This window comes from Paraburkholderia sp. 32, assembly GCF_050435345.1.
Classification (GTDB): domain Bacteria; phylum Pseudomonadota; class Gammaproteobacteria; order Burkholderiales; family Burkholderiaceae; genus Paraburkholderia; species Paraburkholderia tuberum.
Genome location: NZ_JBNDKD010000001.1, coordinates 830,056 through 852,667 on the forward strand (window position 1 = coordinate 830,056; position 22,612 = coordinate 852,667).

23 protein-coding genes and 4 pseudogenes are annotated in these 22,612 nt (G+C 59.8%); 9 read left to right on the forward strand and 18 right to left on the reverse strand.

Features of this window, described 5'->3' with window-relative positions; translation table 11 throughout:
- Positions 1-187: 187 nt before the first annotated feature.
- From OKW26_RS03875 to gtdA, 13 genes and pseudogenes are all read right to left on the reverse strand, one after another.
- Positions 188-385 carry a hypothetical protein gene (locus OKW26_RS03875; RefSeq protein WP_429352736.1) on the reverse strand — a complete coding sequence of 66 codons (198 nt, stop codon included), beginning with the start codon at positions 383-385 and terminating at the stop codon, positions 188-190.
- A 43-nt stretch (positions 386-428) separates the two neighbouring features.
- A complete protein-coding gene (locus OKW26_RS03880; protein WP_429352737.1) occupies positions 429-1,439 on the reverse strand; it encodes a methyl-accepting chemotaxis protein in 1,011 nt (336 codons plus the stop codon).
- Between the two features lie 739 nt (positions 1,440-2,178).
- On the reverse strand, positions 2,179-3,318 hold the full coding sequence (locus OKW26_RS03885; RefSeq protein ID WP_429352738.1) for a porin: 1,140 nt from the start codon (positions 3,316-3,318) through the stop codon (positions 2,179-2,181).
- Between the two features lie 227 nt (positions 3,319-3,545).
- Positions 3,546-4,184, reverse strand: coding sequence for a maleylacetoacetate isomerase (maiA, locus tag OKW26_RS03890; protein ID WP_429352739.1), 639 nt, complete (start codon positions 4,182-4,184; stop codon positions 3,546-3,548).
- 62 nt (positions 4,185-4,246) lie between these two features.
- Positions 4,247-4,558: a non-heme iron oxygenase ferredoxin subunit gene (locus tag OKW26_RS03895; protein ID WP_187616540.1), complete on the reverse strand. Its 312-nt coding sequence runs from the start codon at positions 4,556-4,558 to the stop codon at positions 4,247-4,249.
- Between the two features lie 202 nt (positions 4,559-4,760).
- Entirely contained in the window at positions 4,761-5,459 is a 699-nt protein-coding gene (locus tag OKW26_RS03900) for a fumarylacetoacetate hydrolase family protein (protein WP_187616539.1), read from the reverse strand.
- Between the two features lie 240 nt (positions 5,460-5,699).
- Complete coding sequence (locus tag OKW26_RS03905; protein ID WP_262413824.1) at positions 5,700-5,828, reverse strand: hypothetical protein; 129 nt, start codon at positions 5,826-5,828, stop codon at positions 5,700-5,702.
- A gap of 23 nt (positions 5,829-5,851) precedes the next feature.
- Positions 5,852-6,166, reverse strand: a pseudogene (locus OKW26_RS03910) (carboxylesterase family protein); the annotation flags it as partial.
- Between the two features lie 731 nt (positions 6,167-6,897).
- A complete protein-coding gene (locus OKW26_RS03915; RefSeq protein ID WP_429352740.1) occupies positions 6,898-8,259 on the reverse strand; it encodes an MFS transporter in 1,362 nt (453 codons plus the stop codon).
- Positions 8,260-8,396: 137 nt separating this feature from the next.
- Positions 8,397-9,458, reverse strand: a complete 1,062-nt coding sequence (locus OKW26_RS03920) for a maleylacetate reductase (protein ID WP_187616537.1) — start codon at positions 9,456-9,458, stop codon at positions 8,397-8,399.
- A 53-nt stretch (positions 9,459-9,511) separates the two neighbouring features.
- On the reverse strand, positions 9,512-9,988 hold the full coding sequence (locus tag OKW26_RS03925) for an aromatic-ring-hydroxylating dioxygenase subunit beta (RefSeq protein ID WP_410449997.1): 477 nt from the start codon (positions 9,986-9,988) through the stop codon (positions 9,512-9,514).
- Positions 9,985-11,247, reverse strand: coding sequence for an aromatic ring-hydroxylating dioxygenase subunit alpha (locus OKW26_RS03930; protein ID WP_429352741.1), 1,263 nt, complete (start codon positions 11,245-11,247; stop codon positions 9,985-9,987). The genes OKW26_RS03925 and OKW26_RS03930 overlap by 4 nt, the downstream gene beginning before the upstream one ends.
- Before the next feature lie 23 nt (positions 11,248-11,270).
- A complete protein-coding gene (gtdA, locus tag OKW26_RS03935) occupies positions 11,271-12,317 on the reverse strand; it encodes a gentisate 1,2-dioxygenase (protein ID WP_429352742.1) in 1,047 nt (348 codons plus the stop codon).
- A gap of 108 nt (positions 12,318-12,425) precedes the next feature.
- Here gtdA and OKW26_RS03940 point away from each other — a divergent pair, with 108 nt between their 5' ends.
- The 5 genes and pseudogenes from OKW26_RS03940 (at position 12,426) to OKW26_RS03960 (ending at position 16,133) form a co-directional block, all read left to right on the forward strand.
- Positions 12,426-13,328, forward strand: coding sequence for a LysR family transcriptional regulator (locus OKW26_RS03940; RefSeq protein ID WP_429352743.1), 903 nt, complete (start codon positions 12,426-12,428; stop codon positions 13,326-13,328).
- Between the two features lie 187 nt (positions 13,329-13,515).
- The gene (locus OKW26_RS03945) at positions 13,516-14,502 is read left to right on the forward strand and encodes a 2Fe-2S iron-sulfur cluster-binding protein (RefSeq protein ID WP_429352744.1); all 987 of its coding nucleotides are present in this window, start codon (positions 13,516-13,518) and stop codon (positions 14,500-14,502) included.
- Between the two features lie 37 nt (positions 14,503-14,539).
- Positions 14,540-14,917 carry a non-heme iron oxygenase ferredoxin subunit gene (locus OKW26_RS03950; RefSeq protein WP_429352745.1) on the forward strand — a complete coding sequence of 126 codons (378 nt, stop codon included), beginning with the start codon at positions 14,540-14,542 and terminating at the stop codon, positions 14,915-14,917.
- A pseudogene (locus OKW26_RS03955) lies at positions 14,887-15,051 on the forward strand (IS256 family transposase); the annotation flags it as partial. The gene OKW26_RS03950 and the pseudogene OKW26_RS03955, both read left to right, overlap by 31 nt.
- A gap of 112 nt (positions 15,052-15,163) precedes the next feature.
- Positions 15,164-16,133, forward strand: a protein-coding gene (locus OKW26_RS03960) for an IS5 family transposase (RefSeq protein WP_429352746.1) whose coding sequence is annotated in 2 segments (ribosomal slippage) — positions 15,164-15,555 and positions 15,554-16,133 — 972 coding nt in all. Because the reading frame shifts where the segments join, the coding sequence is not laid out codon by codon here.
- Positions 16,134-16,492: 359 nt separating this feature from the next.
- Here OKW26_RS03960 and OKW26_RS03965 read toward each other — a convergent pair.
- Positions 16,493-17,113: an NADPH-dependent F420 reductase gene (locus OKW26_RS03965; protein ID WP_429352747.1), complete on the reverse strand. Its 621-nt coding sequence runs from the start codon at positions 17,111-17,113 to the stop codon at positions 16,493-16,495.
- Between the two features lie 196 nt (positions 17,114-17,309).
- Here OKW26_RS03965 and OKW26_RS03970 point away from each other — a divergent pair, with 196 nt between their 5' ends.
- Complete coding sequence (locus OKW26_RS03970) at positions 17,310-17,762, forward strand: winged helix-turn-helix transcriptional regulator (protein WP_429352748.1); 453 nt, start codon at positions 17,310-17,312, stop codon at positions 17,760-17,762.
- A gap of 13 nt (positions 17,763-17,775) precedes the next feature.
- On the opposite strand, the pseudogene OKW26_RS03975 reads toward OKW26_RS03970, so the two are convergent.
- Positions 17,776-18,374: pseudogene (locus OKW26_RS03975) on the reverse strand (NADPH-dependent F420 reductase).
- 72 nt (positions 18,375-18,446) lie between these two features.
- Positions 18,447-19,181, reverse strand: a complete 735-nt coding sequence (locus OKW26_RS03980; RefSeq protein WP_429352749.1) for an SDR family NAD(P)-dependent oxidoreductase — start codon at positions 19,179-19,181, stop codon at positions 18,447-18,449.
- 85 nt (positions 19,182-19,266) lie between these two features.
- On the opposite strand from OKW26_RS03980, the gene OKW26_RS03985 reads away from it, so the two are divergent.
- A complete protein-coding gene (locus OKW26_RS03985; RefSeq protein WP_429354171.1) occupies positions 19,267-19,662 on the forward strand; it encodes a winged helix-turn-helix transcriptional regulator in 396 nt (131 codons plus the stop codon).
- Between the two features lie 244 nt (positions 19,663-19,906).
- Here the strand turns inward: OKW26_RS03985 and OKW26_RS03990 are convergent.
- A pseudogene (locus OKW26_RS03990) lies at positions 19,907-20,083 on the reverse strand (GFA family protein); the annotation flags it as partial.
- A 379-nt stretch (positions 20,084-20,462) separates the two neighbouring features.
- On the opposite strand from OKW26_RS03990, the gene OKW26_RS03995 reads away from it, so the two are divergent.
- Both OKW26_RS03995 and OKW26_RS04000 read left to right on the forward strand, forming a co-directional pair.
- Positions 20,463-21,206 carry a type IV toxin-antitoxin system AbiEi family antitoxin domain-containing protein gene (locus OKW26_RS03995; RefSeq protein WP_429352750.1) on the forward strand — a complete coding sequence of 248 codons (744 nt, stop codon included), beginning with the start codon at positions 20,463-20,465 and terminating at the stop codon, positions 21,204-21,206.
- Between the two features lie 171 nt (positions 21,207-21,377).
- Positions 21,378-21,521, forward strand: a complete 144-nt coding sequence (locus OKW26_RS04000) for a hypothetical protein (RefSeq protein ID WP_429352751.1) — start codon at positions 21,378-21,380, stop codon at positions 21,519-21,521.
- 517 nt (positions 21,522-22,038) lie between these two features.
- On the opposite strand, the gene OKW26_RS04005 is transcribed toward OKW26_RS04000, so the two are convergent.
- On the reverse strand, positions 22,039-22,557 hold the full coding sequence (locus OKW26_RS04005) for a hypothetical protein (RefSeq protein WP_090808157.1): 519 nt from the start codon (positions 22,555-22,557) through the stop codon (positions 22,039-22,041).
- Between the last annotated feature and the right edge of the window lie 55 nt (positions 22,558-22,612).

The window sequence follows — 22,612 nt, forward strand, 5'->3', positions numbered from 1 at the left end:
CGCATGCACAGGGGAACTGGCTCATACGCCGACATGCCCGACAAGCCGCAACATGCCGATACAGCCCCCCGGGGCGCTCAAATTCGCCCGCCCCGCCCTCCCGGAAGGCTGGACTGCGCATTGCCTTGCCCCGGTCCTGAATAATTCTCGGGCCGCGGGAACGCCATGGGCGAACCCGGGCGCGACGTCATCGCATCGCGATGGTGTCGACACCATCTGTGGCACGCAGACCGTTACCGAAAGCGTCGGTGAGCCTGAATGACGAGACGGCGATCCTCAGTTGTGCTGCCTGATCCTCCAGCGACTGGGCCGCTGCGGCCGCCTGCTCGACGAGCGCCGCGTTCTGCTGCGTGAACAGGTCCATCTCGATGACGGCCTGATTCACCTGTTCGATGCCGCGACCCTGCTCCTCCGACGCTCCAGCGATCTCACTGACAATGTCGGAAACCCCGCTTCGTGGCACGTTTGATCTCGCTCATGGCCGTGCTGACTTCAATGGCTTGATGCGAGCCCTCGCGGATCGTGGCGACAGACGAAGCAATCAGGTCCTTGATTTCTCTGGCGGCGCCGGCCGATCGCTGCGCGAGGCTTCGAACCTCGCTCGCCACCACCGCAAAGCCCCGGCCCTGTTCGCCGGCGCGCGCAGCCTCCACCGCGGCATTGAGGGCGAGAATATTGGTCTGGAATGCGATCCCTTCAATCACGCCTGTGATTTCGGAGATCCGGTTCGAGCTGCCACTGATTTTCTCTATGGTACCCACCATGGCCTGGACCACGTCATCGCCTGTAGCGGCGATATCCGTGGCGTCCGAGGCCAGTGCCTGCGCCTGATACGCGTTCTCGGCGTTCTGCCTGACCGTCCCGGCCAGTTGCGTCACGTTGGACGCGGTCTCATCCAGGGACGAAGCCTGTTCCTCGGTACGGACGGACAGGTCAAGATTGCCGGCCGCGATTTCGCGCGTTGCCGTCGCAACTGAATCGGTCGACAGATGCACGGCGGACATGGCTTCTTCTACCCGACGCATCAGCCTGTCGAACGCAACCGCCGCGCGGCCGAACTCGTCCATGCGTGGACTCCTGGCGCGCATGGACAGGTCGAGCGTCGTCGCAATCTCCTCAAATCTGGTGCTCATGCGGTTCAGCCCGCCGCATACCACTCGATGCAGGTGAATGCCACCACTGACTGTGATGACGCACCCTGTCAATGCCACCGCGATGAGCGGTGTGAGCAGCAGGCGGTATGACGCAGGCGCGTGCCCATCCAGATGCCATAACCCGAGAATTCCCACCAGCCCGACGGCGCACATCAGTGTTGCGCAGGTGCCGAACGCGATCATTAACTTGAGCCTGATTGTGAGAGCAGATTTCTGCACTTCGCTTCCTTCGTGACAGATGATGCGAGGACGATGAGAGGGTTGTATCTTTTGCTGACGTGCCATTGCGCGTGCCGATGCGAGCGTCGCAGGCAACCAGTCTGCTAGGTTGGTATCGGGGACACGACAGGTCGGGACCGACTCCAGAGGACTGTCCCCCAACGCGCACCGACGCTTCATTTATGGCCCTGATGCAGATTTCTGCATTCGCGTTTCCCTGCGCGTCGCAAGCCGGTTCGGCCCGCGCGAGAAAATGCGCGCAGGCCGCATCGGACAATCCTCCAACGATCATCCTGTCCCGGCCTATCAGCGGGCCGGGCTTGCGAGATTCGACCGCAAAACATGGCAATCTACGCGGCACGCATCGCTGGCCGTTCCGGGCCAGGTGGGAACATGCGCCAAATGCCGTCCTGGTGACGAAAGAAACATGGCAACCGGACCTGCGGTCCTCAATGTCTCGACGCAGACGTAGCACTCGCGGCGTGACCGTCTGTTTTTGAACGCGCTGACCCGGACCCGCATGGCGGGGTCCTAAGCGAGCCAGTACGCAACCATCAACCGCGGCGACTTTTCCGCACATCCCATCAACTTCTCCTCGTATCGCTTGATGCGACAGTTGCATAGCCATAGCTGTGACGCAACCCTTTCGGTCGTACGGATGGTCACGATCCGCTGCGCATACACGAAACCAGTCAGGCGTGAGCCGAATCGTGCCCCGGTCGACGCGGGTGGGAACGACGCTTTGCCGGCTCCCGGCGGGATGAAAGAACGAACGCGTATACCGGGGGCCTTGCCGCGAGGATCGTCAGAACTGATGGAACATGCCCAGCATGACACCCGTCTGGTTCATCCCGGGTCCGGGTGTGGCGCCGGGACCACCCGAGCTGGCGCTATATCGGGCGTGCGCGCTGTTGGCAAGATAGGTACCCTGCGCATACACCCCGCTTCGCTTTGACAGCAGATAGATCGCTCGCACGGTCGCCATCGTCGCACGGGTGTCGTGCTGGGTGTTGATGATGCGAAACGCCTCGCCGTCCAGCTCGACGAATGGCGTGATGAAATATTGTGCCCCGGCAAAGAACATGTCAGAGCGCACACTGGCGACGGCCGCGGACCCGGACGATACATGGCGGCCCAGCCAGCCCGCGTCGAACTTGACGCCAAACAACTGCACATACACGTTGGCCTGCGCGCGCGCGTCCTTTCCGCCACTGCCCGTGAATGGGGCCGGCGCAACGCCATCGAAGAAGTTGAACGCGGCGTTCGCCCCGCCGCGCTGTTCTTCATACGACGCCGCGACCCCGAACGAACCCCCGTCATACCTCAGGAGTGCAGACCAGTCCGTACACTGCCGGAAGTCGCCCGCCACAGACCCGGCACAGGTCCCCTGCCCGGGGGAATTGCCGGTCCCGGCCGCGTCGCGGCCGAACGACCAGGCTGCCCCCGCCGTGAACTGACCCATCGTGACCTTGTAGACAACGCTGTTGTCGGCTCTCGCGTTCGGGATGTACGAGTCAAGCGACCCCATCCCGTAGATGTCCGGACCTATGATGTCATTGTCGGCCAGCGCCCAGGTGGTCATCGTGTACTGACGTCCGAACGACAGGGTCCCGTAGCGACCGCTGAGCCCGACCCAGGCCTGACGGCCGAACAGACGCCCGCCCTGCAGCGAATTGCCATTGCCTACACCAAAACCACTTTCCAGCACGAAGGTGGCCTTCAGGCCGCCGCCCAGGTCCTCGGCACCCTTGAACCCCCAGCGCGACGGATAGACCCCCGTAATTGCCGGCATGCGTACCAGCCGGTCGCCCTTTACGTTCGCATGCGTCAGGTACTCCACGCCCGTATCGAGCAGACCATACAGCGTCACACCACTCTGGGCCTGTGCCGTACCCGTTACTCCGCACAGCAGCACGGCCGTCGCCCCTATTGCGTACTTCCTCATCGTCTCCACCTTTGTTTCGGGTCGAATATGTTTCTTGTAATGCCCTACAGCCAACATTGTCAGGGCGGCCTCCTGCTGTAGCAGTCACGGGAATGATCGCAATCGTGACTTTATCAACAGGAGTCCTTATAGATATTTCTTTAAAGAATCATGAATTGTTTCCGACCGGAACAACCAGCATCCGGCACGATGTCACGCTTCTCCTCTACATGGATATCTTTACGGCACTATTCGGAATCAGGCTGCCTGTCGGGATGTGCTGCCTGGAATGCTTCGATCCACTGGCAGCGCTCATCGATGGCCTGAATCGCCGGGAATCGGGCCACATCCACGCCAAAACGCCGCGCATTGTAGAGCTGGGGCACCAGACAGCAGTCGGCCATCGTTGGTGTATCGCCGTAACAGAAGCCATCGCCCTCGCCGGCGAGCTCCCGTTCAAGCACGGAGAGCCCGGTCTCCAGCCAGTGCCGGATCCAGCCCAGCTTCTGTTCTTCCGATAGTGCCATCTGTCCCGTGAGGAACTTCAGGATACGAAGGTTGTTGAGCGGATGAATCTCGCAGGCGATGTACTGCGAGAGCGCCCTGACCCGCGCGCGCCCTTCAATGGATTCCGGTAGTAGCGGCCGGTTGGGATAGCGCTCGTCCAGGTACTCGATAATGGCGAGCGATTGTGAAAGCACGAGTGTGCCGTCCTGCACCACCGGCACCGTTTGCTGCGGATTGACCTTGACAAAGCTGTCCGAATACTGCTCACCACCGTTACGGTTCAGATGAATCGCAACACATTCATACGGCTGGCTCTTGAGGTTGCATGCTATGCGCACGCGATACGCAGACGAACTACGGAAATAGCTATACAGTTTCATAACGATTGGTTACTCGAATTGTGGGATAGCCGGAAGTTTGGGAGCCTGTTGCCGAGGCAGTCTCATCCGAGCGCGACGAAGAGGTCGTCACCATCCACCCGAGTCGGCCGGATTCGCAGATCTTCCTTAAGCGGCTCGCACAGCGCCTTCATGTGGCGCGCTTTGACCTCTTCCTGATAAAACGGACGTTCGAGTTCGTGGATATCCAGATAGCCGTCGCAGATCTGTACAAGCCCACGACTACAGATGTTGTCAGTCACGAACAGGCCGTTATCGACGTTGAAGACCGTGAATCCGCGGTTGCCCACTTCCGCCACAATGGCGCCGTGCTTCGGAACGTCTGTTACTGCGACCAGCCTTATCCACTTCTGCACGATAAGCACCTCAGATCGCCAAACTGCCGGAGACAATGACGAATCGCGGCAATAACGGTGCGCCTTGAATCGCCAGGTCGGGATTCCCGTGATCCTGGGACACGCACCAGCACCAGTAATCCCCGGCAGAAGATGGATTCAGGCCAGCCAGGGCAAGGCACCCATCTCCTTCTCATGCCCCTCATGTACGGCGCCGTCGCCCTTACTGCCCAACACGCACCACAATCGCGCCCAGACGGTCGATGAAGCCATGCATCACGTCGCCCTCTTGCACGGCATTCACACCCTCCGGCGTGCCGGTCATGATGATGTCGCCCGGCTCGAGCGCGTCATACTGCGAGAGATACGCGATGCACTCCGCCACTGACCAGATGAGTTTCGAGATGTCTGAGGACTGTCGCGACTGACCGTTGACCGTCAGCGTGATGGCCGCTGACGACAATTCACTCAGATCCGCGGCTGGCTGAATGGGGCCGATGGGTGCCGACCTGGCGAACGACTTGCCGAATTCCCAGGGACGCCCCTTGTCGCGCGCCTCGAGTTGGAGATCGCGGCGAGTCATGTCCAGGCCGACCGCATACCCATAGACGTGTTCAAGCGCCTGACCGACCGGGATATCGGAGCCACCCTTGCCGATGGCGACAACCAGTTCGATTTCATGGTGAAAGTTGCTCGTTTTTGGGGGGTAAGGAATCCGGGTCTCCGCCTCACCAGCCTGGACCACTGCGTTTGCAGGCTTCATGAAAAAGAACGGTGCATCGCGTTCCGGATCCTTTCCCATCTCACGCGCATGCGCGGCGTAGTTGCGGCCGACGCAGAAGACCCGGTTGACCGGGAACGTTTCGGGTCGGCCAGCAACAGCCAGCGTGTAGACGGTGGCGGGGCTCACTGCATATTCCATTTACTTCTCCGGTAGCACTTCAAACCATTGCCTCCTGGCCGACCGTTACCTTGGCAGCACGGGACGGTCAGAGAAAATAAAAAATGAATCATGTTTCGGCAAGAAACCTGAATTCATGCATTCCAGTTAGGGCCTGCCGCTCGCCTATTGCCCGGAGTCCAGACCTTCGGACGCTTCCCTGAGCACGACCCTGTCCAGTCCGCTGAACACGGCTGGTGCGCAGCGGGCGACAGGCAAACGTCAGTACCCGAGGATGTCGTCCCATACCACCAGTTGCGAGGATTTCGGTACGGGCCCGATTGCTTCGACCGGCGCGCCAGCCTCGCCCCAGCGCACGCAGGTCGCCATGCCGTGCTGATACTGGGCCACACGACGCCCGATGCGAGCATGTCCCGCAGCCCCCGGTTGCAGGACGTACCCGTGGCCGCATCGGCAAGGTTTGGATGGGAGAGCCAGCCCAGTGCATTCAGACGGTAACTCACGGTGACGACAACCACGCCCTGCGCCGCCAGGGCCGCGCCGTTGAAAAGCGGCATGCGGGTGGCGCCATTTCGCAGGCCGCCGCCGTGCACCCAGACGAGCACAGGCGCCTTCCCGCCGAGTTGCGGCGTCCATACGTTGAGCGTCAGACTGTCCTCGCTTTTGCTGCGTAATCGTGGGATAGATCCACGAGACCACTGAACTGTTGAACGTCTGGATGCTTGCAGGGCCGAATGAACTGGCCCTCACCGCGTCCGCCGTTGCGGGTACGTAAGGCTGCGGCGATCGGGTGCGCAGCGGACCAACCGGCGGCTCCGCATAGGGAATACTGTGATATCTGAGCGTCGTGCCGTCAGGCTGACCGATGAACTTGCCCGACGTCATACTCACGACAGTGGCGGCCTTGGCACTTCCGCCCCCTCGGCAGCCCCACAAGGGGGCCGTCGCCACGGCAGCGCTGGCGAGCAGCAGACGGCGACGGATGAGACTTGTCGGCTTCATGGCCTCCATTGAACTCATCAGGACTCCTCCATGTGTATTTTGGTAGGTCACGACTTCACGGCAGTTAAATCCCGGTTCCGGTATCCACCATGTCCAAGAGGCAGTGGTGGCCGCCGCGACCGAGTATGTTTCCGGCAGGCCTGGAACTCAAGCGTGATGTTTTAGTATTTACTATTCAAATCACGAATAAACCTTCCATGACTCGACCGCATCTCATCAGACCGTCCGGACCGGACAGGCCATCGGCCCTGCCGAAGACTGGTTCGAGCACTAGCATCGCTGCTGTCATACACAACCGATCTCGCAGGGTTGAGATGACCAGCGGCCTCAGCTTGCTATTGGCCTTCTGGATAAACACTCTTCGGGTGCAGACTGCGACACATCGCCGGCAGCCAGCATCAGCCCTGCCGGTGGCCGACAACCCGCCGTCTTCGCCATGAGGGGTTCATCACTGATATCAACAGTCAAGGGACGCCGTTCCTGCCGGACGTTCGACGGCGTATACCCCTCCCGAAAAGTGGATGCCCACCACACCGGCCACCGAGACCAGTGCCGGCACGGCCGCCGCGAGGAACAGGACCGACGACGACCATTGCAGATGCAGGAGCGCCCCGCCCACTACCGGGCCAATCACCGAACCGACGCGTCCGATTCCGAGGCTCCATCCGATTCCGGTGGCGCGCAGGGACGTGGGGTAATACATCGCAGCCAAGACGTTCAGTGCCGGCTGCCCGCCGATGATGGCGAAGCCGGTCAGGCCGATGCTGACCAGAACAGCGACGGGGGACGCTGTCACCATGGGATTGCCGATGGCGGCCGTCGCCACGCCAGCGACCAGAAAAGCTGTGACCAGCACGCGTGTGAAACCGATCCGGTCGATGACGCGGCCCAACGCCAGCGTGCCGATCAGCCCGCCACCCCACAGGGTGGTGCCGGCCAGCACGTCAAGGGACGTGGAATGCCCCGCATCGCGCATCACCGTCGGCAGCCAGTTCGACAAGAAATACATCGCGAGGAGGTTGGCGAAATTGATCAGCCATAGCAGCAGCGTGACGCGAGCCCGGCCGTCCTTGAACAGCTCGATGAACGGCACACCAACCGGTTCCTGCTCATCCATCACAAACTGCGCGTCCTCCGGGAACGGCGTTGCCGGAGGCACGCGTGCAAGACTGCGGCGAACCTGGCTGTCGCCGCGCTGCCTGAAGATCAGGAACTGGATCGATTCGGGCAGCGCCAGCCACATCAGCATGCCCAGCACCAGGGGAATAGCCCCGCCGGCAAGGAACACCGAGCGCCAGCCGAAGGCCGGAATCATCGCGGCGGTAATCAATCCACCGACGACGGCGCCTAGGACATAGCCACACGACACGAGCATCATCAGCATCACGCGAATCCGGCGAGGACTGTATTCGCCTGTCAAGGCCATCGCGTTGGGCATGATGCACGCCAGTCCAAGACCCGCCGCAAAGCGCCAGCCGATCAGTTCGGAAATGGAATGGGCAAACCCGGTGCCCAGCATGCAGGCCGAGAAGAACAGCGTGGCGCCGATCACGACGGGCCGACGGCCGATCCTGTCCGCGAGCGTGCTCAAGGTCAGCGACCCGACCAGCATACCGAACAGGCCGGCCCCGAAGACGGGCGCCAGCAGTTCCTTCGCGATGCCCCACTCACGAATCACCACCGCCGCCACGTACCCCATCGCCTGCACGTCAAACCCGTCCATGATGAGGCACATGGCGCACAGTGCAATGATCAACCAGTGATATGGGCAAAGCCGGCCGTTGTCGATCACGCCCGTCACATCGATTCTCGTCGTCACGTCTGTCTCCTGAAATGCGTCGCTTAATAGTTATGCGGGTCCGTTCGGTCGGACACGGGGTAAGAAGCCGCATGCGTCGCGTGCAACGACCGCGGATGCCGCACGAGCAACGACTCACTCACCCCATGAGAGATGATTCAACAGCCGGGGCGCCTCCCTTCCCAGGCTGCGTTGAGAATGCCCAAGACGGCCGCTTCGTCGATTGCTCGTGGATTGGAGTCGATGTGATGCATGCACTCGCTCGCGATCGCGCTGAGCCTGTCACGTTCAACGCCCAGTTCCTTCAACGACACCGGCGCGCCCAGCCTGTGTGCCACGTCGTACAATGCCTGCGCCGGGGACGCCTGCATGATCGGGCGCATGGCGTCCATCTGGGCTGTAATCGCCGGCTTGTTGAAAGCGAGGACATGGGGCAGGATGATGCCGTTGGTTTCCCCATGTGCGACACCGAAGCGCCCGCCCAGCACATGGCAGATCCGATGATGGATGCCAATACCCACGGAAGTGACCATCAGACCGCCAATCGCGGCGCCATAGGCAGCGAGAGTCCGCGCCTCAAGGTTGGCCGGTTCGTCCGCCAGCAGTTGCAGGGCGCGATACAGCGAATCAATCCCCGTCAGCGCAAGTTCGCTGGTCAGTGGATTGCTTTTCGGCACATACAGCGCCTCGACGCAATGCGCCATTGCATTCATGCCCGTTGAGGCCGTTTCCCGCATAGGCAGCGACTGCGCCAGTGCGGGATCGACGATGACGGTATTGGCGAGCGCCTTCGGTTCCCGCCGGCTGCGCTTTTCTCCCTCCACGAGAACACCAAAGAGCGGCGTCATCTCAGAGCCCGACAAGGTCGTCGGTATGGTGATATGCGTCGCACCGGTTTCCACCGAGATGAACTTACCCAGTCCAATGGTCGAGCCACCGCCGATGGAGACGACGCAGTCACACCCGGCCTCCCGGTAGCGACGTAACGCGACGTTGGCGACCTCGATCGGACAATGGGGTCGCGCATCGGCAAAGACGGCTTTCACCCGGTCGCCCATCGATTCGATCACCGGTGCGTAGCGGCTCCGTCCGGATACCGTCGTGACAACGAGCACCTGTGACCTGTCCAGTGCGTCTAGTCGCGCACCGGCTTCCTTCGCGCGACCGGGGCCAAACATGACCAGGGGTGACTGGCAGAAAAAATCAAAAGCAGGTTTCATGAAAAGCTCTCATAGGAACTCGCATCACTGCGCAGTCCGTTCACGACAGGTGATCAGATCGGATAGATGATGGAGTTGGGGATCATTTCGCTGTCGTAGATAACCTGGCGCGAGGCGAACCTGAGACCCGCGGCCGTCTCGACGACTTCATCGATATAACGCCCGACGTTAAACACCCACGACAGTTGATTCAGTTTCGTGCGGATCACTACATAATTCGCTTCACTGAAGGTGCGATCGCCTTCGACCTTATGCACCAGCGGGACGCCGACGATATGCCGCTGGTAGTACGGGTCGTGAAAAAGTGTTTCCTGGATGCCGTAGATGCGGTCCTTCAGCATCCCCTTGCTCTCGAACGACAGCGTCGCGAGCGGCAGGCCACGCTCAAAATTCTCCCGCGGCTGCAGGCGGTAGATACACTCGTCGGTGAAAAACTCCGGCCACAGGCTCCAGTCGCCGGAATCCACGGCACGGGCATAGTCCGCATACAGTTTTGTCAGTGCGACCCAGTCCTTGAAGCTATCCATCATTCCGGAGCCTCCATCACTTCGCGCCAGTACTGGTACATGCCCCGGATCAGCGTCTCGCTCACCATGTGATCAGTATCCCCAATATCGCTCCCCCCCAGTTGGGCCAGCGCCCGGTGGAAAGGCTTGCTTTCGAACCCCTGCTGGGAAAACTCAATCACTTCACCGTCGTCTGCGGAGACGAAACCGGCGGGACCAAACAGGTTGGCCTGGCGAAGCCTGCGCTGCACCATCTCGTCGGAATCGTCCTCGAACGCGAAGTGAGTCCAGTAAAAGTCAAAAGAGCCGGCGCCGTTGGGCTGGATCTGCCGGGTCGACACACTGTTGACCGACTGCTGGAGAATGACACTCGGAAAAATAGTCGTCATCACGGCCGTCGGGCCGCCCCACCACGGCTCCGGCACGATGTCCAGGAAACGCGGGTCATGCAGGTGCATGTCCTCCTTGAAACGCGCGACCTGCGACACCTCGGACGCCTTGAGCGCGTTGCCCTTCGTCGAAATCATTGCCGCATGCCGGTGGCGATCGTCCATCTTCAGCTCGGACCGGTTGTCGGCCCGCCAGAGTCCAAACGTCACGAACCACGTATGCAGCAGCCCGGGGTGATACGGATCCTTGATGTTCTCCTGCATCAGTTTCCAGTTGCCAGGAATCCGCTGCCGGTTGTAGCCCAGAATCCGCAGCTTGCGGCCGTTGAAGGTGCGATCGAAACATTGCAGGATCGTCGGGCCCAGATAGTCCTCCAACGACTCCACATCGTGGTCGAAGGAGGCAAACACGACCCCACCGCGCGTCGTGACCTTGAGCTTCGTGAGTCCGTTGTCTTCCAGCCTGAATTCAGGCGGCATGCCCCCGAGCACCTTGCCATCCTGCTTGACCCCCCGGCGGAACGGCACGCCCTGCAGGTCGCCCTTGAGCGAATAATTCCACTGGTGGTAGGGGCACGTGAACCCGTCCTTGCGGTTGCCGTGGCGCTCACGGCAAAACGCCATGCCCCGATGCGCGCACACATTCTCAAGCACATGGATGTTGCCGTCCTGGCTATGGACCATGATGACCGACCGCTCGCCAATCGCGGTGCGGATGAAGTCACCGGGATTCGGGATCTCGGCTTCGAGGCCCACGTAGCACCAGTGCTTGCGGTAGAAAAATCTTTCCAGCTCCTTCCGATGCGTGGCCTCATTGGTGTACACCATGAAGGGGATTCGGCTCGTGCCGCTGTCCTCCCACTGGACGGTGTCGGGAAATACAGAAGATGTCATTGAACTTGCTCCGTTGCTATGCGCTACTCGCGCGCCTCTCGCCAGAGGCCAAGTGCCTGATGGACCGGGCGGTCGCTGAAGCTGAACAGGTTTGTGTCCGCGATTGCATGAAGGCGCAACGCGGCCCATGACGGAACGACGAACACGTCGTTAGGTTCAAACGGATGGACCGAGCCGTTGATCTCGGCGTGACCATGGCCTTCCAGACAGACGTAGACCGTGCCGTCCGTGCATCGATAGGGCCGGGTCTCGAAGCCCTCGGGCAACCGCTGTGCAAAGGCCCCGATCGTAGGCATCGGCGCGCCGCCCGTGGCCGGATTCACGTAGCGGAGCTTGTAGCCGAGATGGCTGTCAGGCTCACCGCTAGCGATCGCTAGCAAGGATTCCGTTGCACGTTCGTAGGGATAGACGAACACGGGACTTGGGTCGGGAGCAGCGGAGTGATAGTCGACCGGCAGCATGTTCGCACCGTAGCGCTTCAGGCTGTCGCCTTCGGGGTAGACCGTCGATTGCGTCGTCACCCCGGACTTCTCCGAAAACCCGGCATCCAGAAAGCGCACCAGCGGTACATCCAGGCCGTCAAGCCATATGACCGGCTGATTGCCGGGATTGCCGTGGTCGTGCCATGTCCAGGCTGGTGTCAGGATGAAGTCCCCACGCCGCATCGTGGCGCGCTCGCCATTGACGGCCGTATACGCTCCATCGCCCTCCAGCAACAGTCTCAAGGCCGACTGCGTATGTCGATGGGCAGGCGCCACCTCGCCTGGCAGGATCAGCTGAAGTCCGGCATAAAGCGACTGCGTGATGCACGACCGTCCTCGCGACGCGGGGTTTTCGAGGACCAGTACGCGACGCTCCGCCTCGGCGGCACTGATCAGTCGCCCGGCTTCCATCACCCGCTCACGAACCTCCGCGTAGCGCCAAAGTGCCGGTTCAACCGGCGATTGGGGAAACGGCGGGACGAGCCGGTCAAGCACCTCCCAGAGCGGCGTCATGTTCTGCCGACTGATGCGATCGTAGTATTCGCGCCGTTCCCGCGCCTGCGGCGGCTCGAAGTTGTGGTCCTGCATGCTGGTTGTCTCCGGTTACGTGTCGTTGTCGGTATGATCACTAACTGGGCTGTATCAGTAAATGCATTGCCGAAAATACGATGCATCACCATCGTGAATGGAGGAGACGTGGAATTACACGAGATGGATATGAATCTGCTGGTGGTGTTCAACCGCCTGCTGGCCGAACGAAGTGTCTCAAGGACTGCAGAAAGTCTTGGCCTGACCCAGCCCTCGATCAGCAATTCACTGGCGAAGCTGCGCAGACTGTTTGACGACGATCTGTTCCTGCGCACCCCGCGTGGCATGGAACCGACCCCGTTCGCGGAAAAACTGGGGGAGTCACTCCCATATGCGATGGGGATGATTCACAGCGCGCTGAACCAGCAGATCTCGTTCGATCCGATGACCAGCACCCGAGCCTTCACGATCGGGATGACCGACATCGGCGAAATGTACTTTCTCCCGCGTTTGATGGACGAACTCGCGAAGGCAGCCCCGGGCGTGACCGTCACTACAGTGATCAACACGGCGGCGAACCTCAAGGACGAAATGGAGATGGGACATGTCGATCTGGCGATCGGTCTGCTGCCCCAGCTGAAGGCAGGCTTTTTCCAGCGCCGGTTGTTCCGTCAACGCTACGCCTGCATGTTCCGCAAGGGCCACCGGCTAGACAAGCGCAGGATCAACCTGGAGGAGTTCACCGGGGCGGAGCACGTGGTTGTGGTGGCCGCCGGAACGGGCCACGGCGAAGTGGACAGGGTACTGGAGCGCAGCGGCATCCAGCGGAAAATCCGACTGACGGTGCAGCACTACATTGCCGTTGGTCCAATCCTCAGTAGTACAGAAATGATCGCTACAGTGCCGGAACGCTTCGCGCAACGGTTCGCAGGCCCCTTCGGGCTGTCGCATGTGGCCCATCCGGCACTGCTGCCCGAAATTGCGATCAACCTGTTCTGGCACGCCAAGTTCCACCGGGAAGCCGCGAACCAGTGGCTACGGTCGCTGCTCTTTGAACTGTTTTCCTGTTAAGGCTACAGGCGGCCTCGTTAGAAGGCTGATATCAATGTGCATCAGCTGATCCACTGTCTTCACCGCCACATCCGTCCGGGCGTTCATCACAGGCTGTGATAACACGTATCAGGATTCGTCCATTTACCAATACCGCCATCTGCTTCACGATGTCTGCATCAGTCAAGGAAAATCCGGAGACACGACAGTGGAAGTATCCATCCTCCCGCTCGGGCGGAAACTCGACGTCCGTGCTGGCGACAACCTGCTGGACGTATTGCGGTCACATCAGATTCCCATCTCGTACAGCTGCATGTCCGGCCGCTGCGGCACCTGTCGATGCAAGGTTGTGGCGGGCCGCGCACGTGTGACGGGGCAGGACGAATCCGTTTCGCAGATCGCCGCCGGTCAGCCCATTCTCGCGTGCCAGACGACCCTTGTCGAAAGCTGTGTGATCGAACTTCCCGAAATGGATGAAGTCGTGGTCCATCCCGCGAAGATCATCAAGGCAACGGTCACAGGCCTGGACGACCTGACACACGATATCAAGCGCCTGCGGCTCGGGTTGTCGAAGCCGCTTGAATACTCGCCCGGTCAATACGCGACGCTGCAATTCACGCCTCACCATATTCGCCCCTACTCGATGGCGGGCACGCAGGACGGTAATGAAGCTGAGTTCCATATTCGCCTGGTTCCCGATGGTCGGGTTACCTCCTATGTCGCGTCGGATCTGAAGGTCGGCGATGCTGTGCGCATCAGCGGACCTTTGGGGACCGCCTACCTCCGGCGCACATTCGATGGTCCGGTGGTGTGCGTCGCGGGCGGAACGGGCCTCGCACCGATTCTCTCGATCCTGCGCGGGATGATGAAAGAAGGGATGTCAAATCTGGTTCACGTTTACTTCGGCGTGCGCTCGTCGCGTGACGTTTACGGCATCGAATGGCTGCGTGATCTGCAGACCCGTCATGCCGCGCTGAAGGTTCACGTGGTCGTGGCGTCGGCGGGGGGTGCGCACGGTCATCGCAGCGGCATGGTGACCGATGCCATTGCCAACGACTGGTCGCACCTGACGGGCTGGCGCGCGTATGTTGCAGGTGCACCTCCGATGGTTGAAGCCGCATCGGCCCTGTTCCTGCAAAAAGGCATCCAGCCTGACCACATCTACGCCGACGCGTTCCACGCCAGCACCGTCTGATTTCGTATCTTCAACCTTTCCCGATCTGGGGCATCTCATGACAGAACGATGGATGAAAGTAGTCCCGCTTGCCGCAATTCCGACGGACGATGTAATGGCCGTGCACGCGGGCGACTGTGAAATTGCCCTGTACCGCGTCGGAAAACAGGTCTATGCGACAGACATCATCTGCACCCACGGTCATGCGCGGCTGTGCGATGGCTTTCTTGACGGCCATGAAATTGAATGCCCGTTGCACCAGGGCAAGTTCGACGTGCGCACGGGAAAGGCGATCTGTGAGCCACTGACGACTGACATCCGGGCGTATCCAGTAAGGGTCGAGAATGGCGACGTATTCGTCGAGCTGTCGAGCGTTGACCCTGTGGTTGGCCGAGGGGCACGGGCGCAACGTTCCTCGGCCTTGCATTCAAGCTGATCGAGTCGACCGAAGAATCGTGGCGGCGCATCCGCGTCCCGGAAAAGCTCACTTCGCTGCTTGATGGAATGACGTTCAAGGATGGAGAACCGGTGACCGACAGCACACCAGCTCAGCAACCGCAGGCCGCCTGATTATGCCGAGACCCCATACACCAGATTTGACTTTAAGGCAATGCTGATCAAGTCCACCACTCATGGCTGTCATGCGTTATAGCGTGGACATGCAACGGTAAAAGCAAAAACGATGAAGCAACTGACACTGGCGATGGCGGTCGATCAATGCGCGGGATTCGGAGCGCAGCGCAAGCCTACGCGACGCGAAGCGTTTCTCGATGAGATGAACAGGCTCGTGCCGTGGGCTGAACTGTGCGCGGTTGTCGAGCCGTATTACCCGAAACGCGGCAGCGGTCGCCCGCCGATCGCGCTGGAACGCATGTTGCGGATTCACTTTGTGCAGCACTGGTTCAACCTTGCCGACCTTGCGTGCGAAGAGGCGCTGTACGACAGCCTCAGCCTGCGCCGTTTTGTGGGCATTGACCTGGGCAGCGAAACCGTTCCAGACGCCACGACGCTGCTCAAATTCCGGCACCTGCTTGAAGAGCACAAGCTGGGTGAGCGAATCTTCGCCGAGGTGGGCCGCGTGTTGCAGGCGCGCGGCGCTCAAGAGTGGCACGATTGTAGACGCTACGCTGATCGGCGCACCCTCGTCGACGAAGAACAGGGAGAAAGCACGGGACCCTGAAATGCATCAGACGCGCAACGGCCAGCAGTGGTATTTCGGCATGAAGCTTCATGTCGGCGTGGATAGCCAGAGTGGGCTTGCGCACAGCGCGGTCGTCACGGCTGCCAACGTGCACGACAAGCATCCATTGCCACAGCTTCTGCATGGGCAGGAACAGCGGGTCTATGGCGACAGCGCGTATGCGAGCCAGAAAGCGCTGATCCGGGGCAAGGCCCCGAAGGCTCGTGACTTCACGAACAAACGCACGCGGCGCAAGGACAGCGTCGATGAAGTGGCGCGCCGCAAGAACCGCAACAAGTCGAAGATTCGCGCCCGCGTCGAACATGTGTTCGCCGTGGTCAAGCGGCTGTGGGGTTTCACGAAGGTTCGTTATCGAGGTTTGGCGAAGAACGCCAATCGGGCCTTCGTTTCGCTCGCGCTGGCAAACCTTTTCCTTTCGCGAGGCCGATTTACGGCACAGGTGCGCCCGTAACGGGCGAAACACGGGCGAAAAGCCCGCGCAAAGCGCCTGCGGCGCGACAAAAGGAACCGGAATGACCATCTTCATTGGTGATTCGGAAAGTTTACGAATATGCCATCACAACCAGTTGCGTTTACACGGCTTGATCAGCATTGCCCTAACGTAGCTTTCGGGTCGGCCTATGCCTTTTGCATGACGGTACGTGCGCGAGACGATCGCCCGCACCCGGCGTGGGACTCTGTGCGGCTAATAAACGACATTCACTGGAGTACAATCATAGACACCCGAATGGATCGTTACCACGCCAGATGCTCAAGCATGCACGCATGGCACTCGCAGTAGTCTCCGCGAAGCGCCACGTTTCCACTCGGTCAGTCAATCGTAGGAAGGACGAACCGTTTATTGAACGTAAGATCGACACCCACGAGCGGTCCGCCGGTTTGCTGGAGCCGACCGCCAACCGCGAGGGAGCCAAGATCGAGACTGTAGAAACCAATCTCCTCGATAAGGTCGCTCACGATCTTTTTAGCGTCCGCGTCATCCCCAGACAGGAAGAACGCGGTCTTCGGCTTTGACGGCGAAAAATCCGAGATCCAGGACATCGGAACGGTATTGAACACCTTGACGACCCTCGCGCCCGGCGCAAGATCGGCGACGATCTCGCTCGATGTCCGACCGGTTATGTCACCGAGCGCCAGAGGCTCGATGCTGGCCACGCGGTTAGTCGTATCCACCAGGATCTTCCCCTTCCAGTTGCCGACCGAAAACAGCGCCGCCTGCACGTTCCACCATTTGGTCGCAAGCACGACTAGGTCCTGCTCTGCAGCCTCTTTCGCCGTTCCCGCAGCAGCGCCGGCACCCAACTCCGCCACAAGGGCGGCGAGCGACTCAGGCCCACGCGAGTTGCTCAGTACAACATGGTGACCCACTGACAGGGTGTGCTTGGCGATCGTCTGGGCGACGGGACCGGCACCGATAAAGCCTATTTTCATTTCGCATTTCCTTGCTGTCATGGAGTTCACTGTTCGTGGGTGGCTGGCGCGATCCCACAACCGCGCTCAACGTACAAACCACGCCGACACATTACTTGCAATAAGCAAGTGAACTCATCCTAGCCACATCGCTTGTAAAAGACAAGTTAACCGTTGAATTTCACTTGTAACATGCAAGTGATGCTAAGATTTGGCCATGAAAACGACGTGCAAAGAAGACATCCGGTCCCATTGCGCAGTGAACTACGGCGTGGAGATCTTCGGCGACAGGTGGTCGCTCTTGATCATTCGCGACATCGTTTTTGCCGGCAAAAAGACGTATGGCGAGTTCCTGAAGTCGGAAGAGGGAATCGCGACCAATGTTCTGGCTTCCCGCCTTGCCTTTCTTGAGGCGCAAGGGATTCTGTCGAGGGCGCCTAGCCCTGCCGACAGGCGCAAGGACTTCTACACGCTGACAGAGAAGGGGCTGGACCTCATCCCCATCCTGCTTAACATCGTCGTCTGGAGCGCGAAGCACGATTCAAAGTCGTACGTACAGCGACGCAAGGAATTTGTTGCCGACTTGAATCGAAGCCCCGTCGAGGTGAGCGGTGCGGTGAAGGCGTTGGTCCGCAACGGCGGGTGTGTCTTTCCTGAGAGCAAGGAATAGGCAAGACCGCCTATCAGTCGAACTTGACCAAGTCCTTGAAGATCAGTCGACCCCAGCTATTTCCACGCGCCTGCACAAGCAGTCCGCCGTCCGAAAGCCCGCCAAGTTTGATCGGCGCGAAACCGAGATTTTCCGCAAGCGCACCAATCTCCACTGCTGCGCCGTCATCGTCGCTCGCCAGGAATACGACTCTCCTGCCACCATGTTCGGCCGGGTCTTGGGCCAGGACCGCAGCGGCCAAATGGTTGAAGCCCTTGACCAGTCGTCCGCCAGCGAAGGCCTGCGCGACAACCCTGGAAGAAGGCTGTCCTCCCAGTTCCTCTGGGGGCACGCCGTAGGCATTGGTCACATCGACGATGATCTTCCCCTGCCAGATGGGGAGCGCCTTCGCGACATCCGGGTGCGACTCGATACGGACAGCCAGAAAGATGATGTCTGCCTTGACGGCTTCCACGAGGGTCGTGGGCATGATCGTGGGCCCGATTGCGGCGGCATCGGCTGCAAAGCTTGCCGGGTCGCGCGTGGTCGCAATTATACTTCGATGCCTTTGCGGGCAAACGCTCTGGCAAGCGCCTGGCCGATCTTGCCGAAGCCGACAATTGCGTAGCTCATATATTTTCCTTCGGTTTATCACGCCCTACGGCGCTCCGAATAATCGAATGGAGTACCGCAGGGCGTAGCGCGTCAGAGTTGCGCAAGACCGCCGTCGACGGCGACCTCGCTGGCGGTCATGAAGCTGCTGTCCGGCGACGCTAGAAAGGCGGCCACCGCTCCGATCTCCGCCGGATCGGCCATGCGCTGGAGCGGGGTCATCGCGGCGAAGGCCTTCTGACCTTCCTCGCCTAGCGCTTCCTTCGCGAGTTCGGTCGCCGTCGCCCCGGGCGACAGCACGTTGACCCGGATGCCAGTGCCTTTCAGATCCTCCGCCCAGGTCCGCGCGAGATTGCGCACGGCCGCCTTGCTCGCGCTGTAGGCGCTAAATGCAGGGGCGCCCGTGGTGCCGGCGCTCGATCCCGTCAGAATGATCGAACCACCCTGGCCCATCAGCGGTAGCGCCTTCTGGACCGTGAAGATCGTCCCCTTCACATTGGTGTCGAAGGTTTCGTCGATGTGCTCGGAGGTAATCTGGCCGAGCGGAAGCGCGCTTCCCCTCCCGGCATTGGCGAAAACGATGTCGAGGGTTCCACGCTCTGCCTTCACCGCCGCGTAAAGCCGGTCGAGGTCGGCCGGATCGGAAACCGAACCCTTCACCACGCGGGCATTCGGCCCGAGGTCGGCCACAGCGGCGTCGAGCGCATCCTGCCGGCGGCCGAAGATGAAGACAAACGCGCCCTCCTCGATGAAGCGCTTTGCGGCGGCACGGCCGATGCCGGTAGCGCCGCCGGTAATCACGGCGGTCTTTCCATTCAGTCTGGTCATGTTGTGCATCCTTTGTGGGAGTTGCACAACTATCCGACCTTGTTTACCTTTAGACAAGTATGCACTTTTTGGTAAGTACCAAAATATGACGACACCCTCTGAAATCTGCGATACCGGCTGCGGGCTCAACGCCACGCTCCGCATCATCTCGGGCAAATGGAAACCGCTGATCCTGTTTTTCCTGCGCAACGGCCCGAAGCGCTACGGCGAGCTTAAGCGCTTGATCCCGGACGTCAGCGACAAGGTGCTGATCCAGCAATTGAAGGATCTGGAAGCCGATCGCGTGCTAACGCGGACCGACTACAAAGAGGTGCCGCCGCGTGTGGACTACGCGCTGACCTCACTCGGTCGCAGCCTGGCCGACGCGATCGTCCCGCTGTGCACCTGGGGAACCGAACACGCGGCGGAAATGGCAAGCATCTTTGCAGAGCGCGACGCTTTGCCCCACGAAGTTCCGAAGCCGGACCAACCATCGCCGTGATTGCAAAACGACTGTCCTCTTCGGGTCGGCGTTGACAAATAAGCATCAACGCCCAGAGCAAGCTTGATGCAGATGATTACTTCCAAGCCAAGGTAAATCAGCGGACATCACCTCGGTCCACTGCGGACGTTGGAGCACAGTATAAATTCCTCCGAAACGGACAGTCGCACGATCGGCGAACGGGAACTAGGGCGAGCGAGGATATTGAGGAATTGCGTGGCTAAGGCAAACCCATGGTTGTGCATTACATATCCAGATATCCAGATATCCAGATATCCAGCATTGGCTGAAACTCCGACGGATTGTCCAGAGTAAGGAAACGGATGGACATAACTTCTGGAGCGGTCTCACCGCGCGTGAACAGAGGACAGCCGCAATTGGAACAAAAGCTGCGAGTCGCGAGCCTGCCACTGCTGGCACGAACCGAGTACGGTCTTCGGCGTGCCGATGACCGTCACGTCCGACACACGCACAATGAAGCCGGAAGCAAAAGGAGCACCACTTGAGCGCTGGCTGTCCGAGTAGTGACAGCTCAGTGTCGCAACTGGCGCGCCGAGCATACATCGCGGATCGATCCGCATGCACACCCGCCAGTAAATGGGGCAATCACGTCGCTATTTCGGCCTGCCGTCTAACTCGTTCTCACTGGCACGGCAGCGTGTTTTCGCTTACCTTACTTGGTCCTTACTCTCTTCAGCCAGCAGGTGCAAGCGAAGCCGCCGATACTTTGCGTACTTTATTTGCAGGAACGGTGATATCCTCGACAGATATGTCTTAAAAAGTACGCTAAGGGCTGATGCTTGGCTAATACAACCATACAACGTTTTCTGGAGAAGGCACCCCGTGGTCAACCTCTGGACCCGGAAATGCTACGGGCGCTCGCGATTGGGGCATCACAAACCAGTTACCTGGTTCGTGCCGGCTGGCTCAAACGCCTCTCGAAGGGGGCCTATCTACTCGTCGGGGACCAATTATCGACGGACGGCGTTATTGCTTATCTGAGCCGACGCGTGCCCGGCCTACATGTCGGGGGAAAAGCCGCGCTTGATTGGCAGGGGATAAGACACAACATAGCGTTCCGCCCCAGAATCGCTCTATGGGCTTTCCGGTCGTATAGGTTTCCGGACTGGGTACGCGAACACATGCCCTTCAGCTTTCAAACCACTCAACTGTTTCGGGACGATGCACCAATAATGGATTGGCTGCGACCATTGCCAAACAAGAATAAGGAAATTCTCGTTTCAATCCCGGAACTCGCGCTTCTGGAACTCGCGAGCGACATAGGCAAGGAAGGATGGAAAGGACAGACGCTGGAAGAGGCAATGCATATCGCTGACCTAATGCGAAATCTTCGCGTTGATGTTTTAACCTCCATTCTCGGGTACTGCGTCCGGGTAAAGGTTCTCAAACTTGTGCGAGATCTGGGACAAAGCAGTGGACACTCATGGTGCAACGATCTTCAGGCATACGTCGAAAAACGTAGTCCTGGAAAGCGTTGGTCAAGGAGCGGAAAGAATGTCCGCCGTCTTACATTGAAGCCGTAGGGTCGGCGGCTTGTTCGATCGGCCACACCGACGCGACGACGTCGCGGCGCACTCATCGTCCTCTTCTCCCAATTTAGAGAGCGTCAAGCAGCATGGCCGGCCATGCTAATTGTCGCCGCCCACAATTGGAGCTTGCTGTTGATTCGACAGCACCTGCACTAGGCGAGGTGAGTGTATTCGGGAGATGTTGACCTGCTCACCGTCTTACTCCTGGAAATCCTCACCATCCCGAATTCCTTCACCTTCGTTGACACCTATTCGCAGGCTTCGGTGAAATGGCGCGTGCCGGAAATTCTCACCAGCGGTGAGATATGAATATGACTGCCACCGCTTCATCCCGCGTCGCTGGCGCCCAAAAGGCCTCACCTATTGCATCGACAAGCAGCCGCAAGGTTTGCTTGCCTCCTGGAAGTCCTCACCATCCTGGAACCGCTCACCTATCCTCAAAAAGTTTTGAATCGGTGAATTAATTCCGATTCGATCGCTCACCGTAGCCAATCTTCGAATTTGAGACCGCATTGGATTGCGGTTCTGCAGAGCCTACGAAGTACAGTTGACCTGTGCAGACTTCTTGCATGGCTCGCCTCGGGAGCTGCGCGCAATAAGGAAAGTCGCAAGTTCTACTTAGAATAACGAATTAAATACACTGCCACAGAAGGAAAATTTCGCGGAGTTAAGTGCGTTTGGAATGCACGCACCCAATTGCTGGCGTCCACGCCCGATAAGGCTGAGCGACTCGTTTTCCATATTGTGAGATGTGAGGTCGCGATTTTATTGTCAGTTTCCGGCGATGTTCTAAAAGTCGCATCTTTTTTGTACGGTGATAGCTCCGTCAGAACTTTACCTTCAGCTGAAAACCAATCGTAAAGGGCAGATTGTCCGATGGGATCGGCGGAATGACGATGAAGTTCGCGCCGACGCGCTTGTATTCGAGCATCACGATCGGCGCGACCACCGGGCCGATCGTGTGATTGCTGCCAAGCCCCCAGTTGCCATAGTTATAGCCGGAGATGATCCCGCCGATCGCCGCGATCCGCACGATTCCCCAATGCGCGAACTCCGGCGCCCACACGCCGCCGCCGTAGTAGGACGGCCGACGCAGCGAGTTGCGAAAGCCGCCGGCCGTCAGCGCCCACTGGTTGTTCAGCCAGCATTCGACGCCAAGCCCGGGATTGAACTGCTCGAAGTGCGTATCGGGATCGGGGTTGATGTGATACGAGCCGAGCATCGCGTCGACCCATACACCGCCGTCACACCAGTTGCCCGCATGCGCCGCGGAGAGCGCCGCGAAGCTGGCGAAAAGCGCCACCGCGGCGCGCCGGATATTCTTGTTCATCTGCCTGAAGTGCATTTCTTCTCCGTCACCGGTCGAGCGCCGGTGTCATGGTGTTCTGGCGATCCGCGTG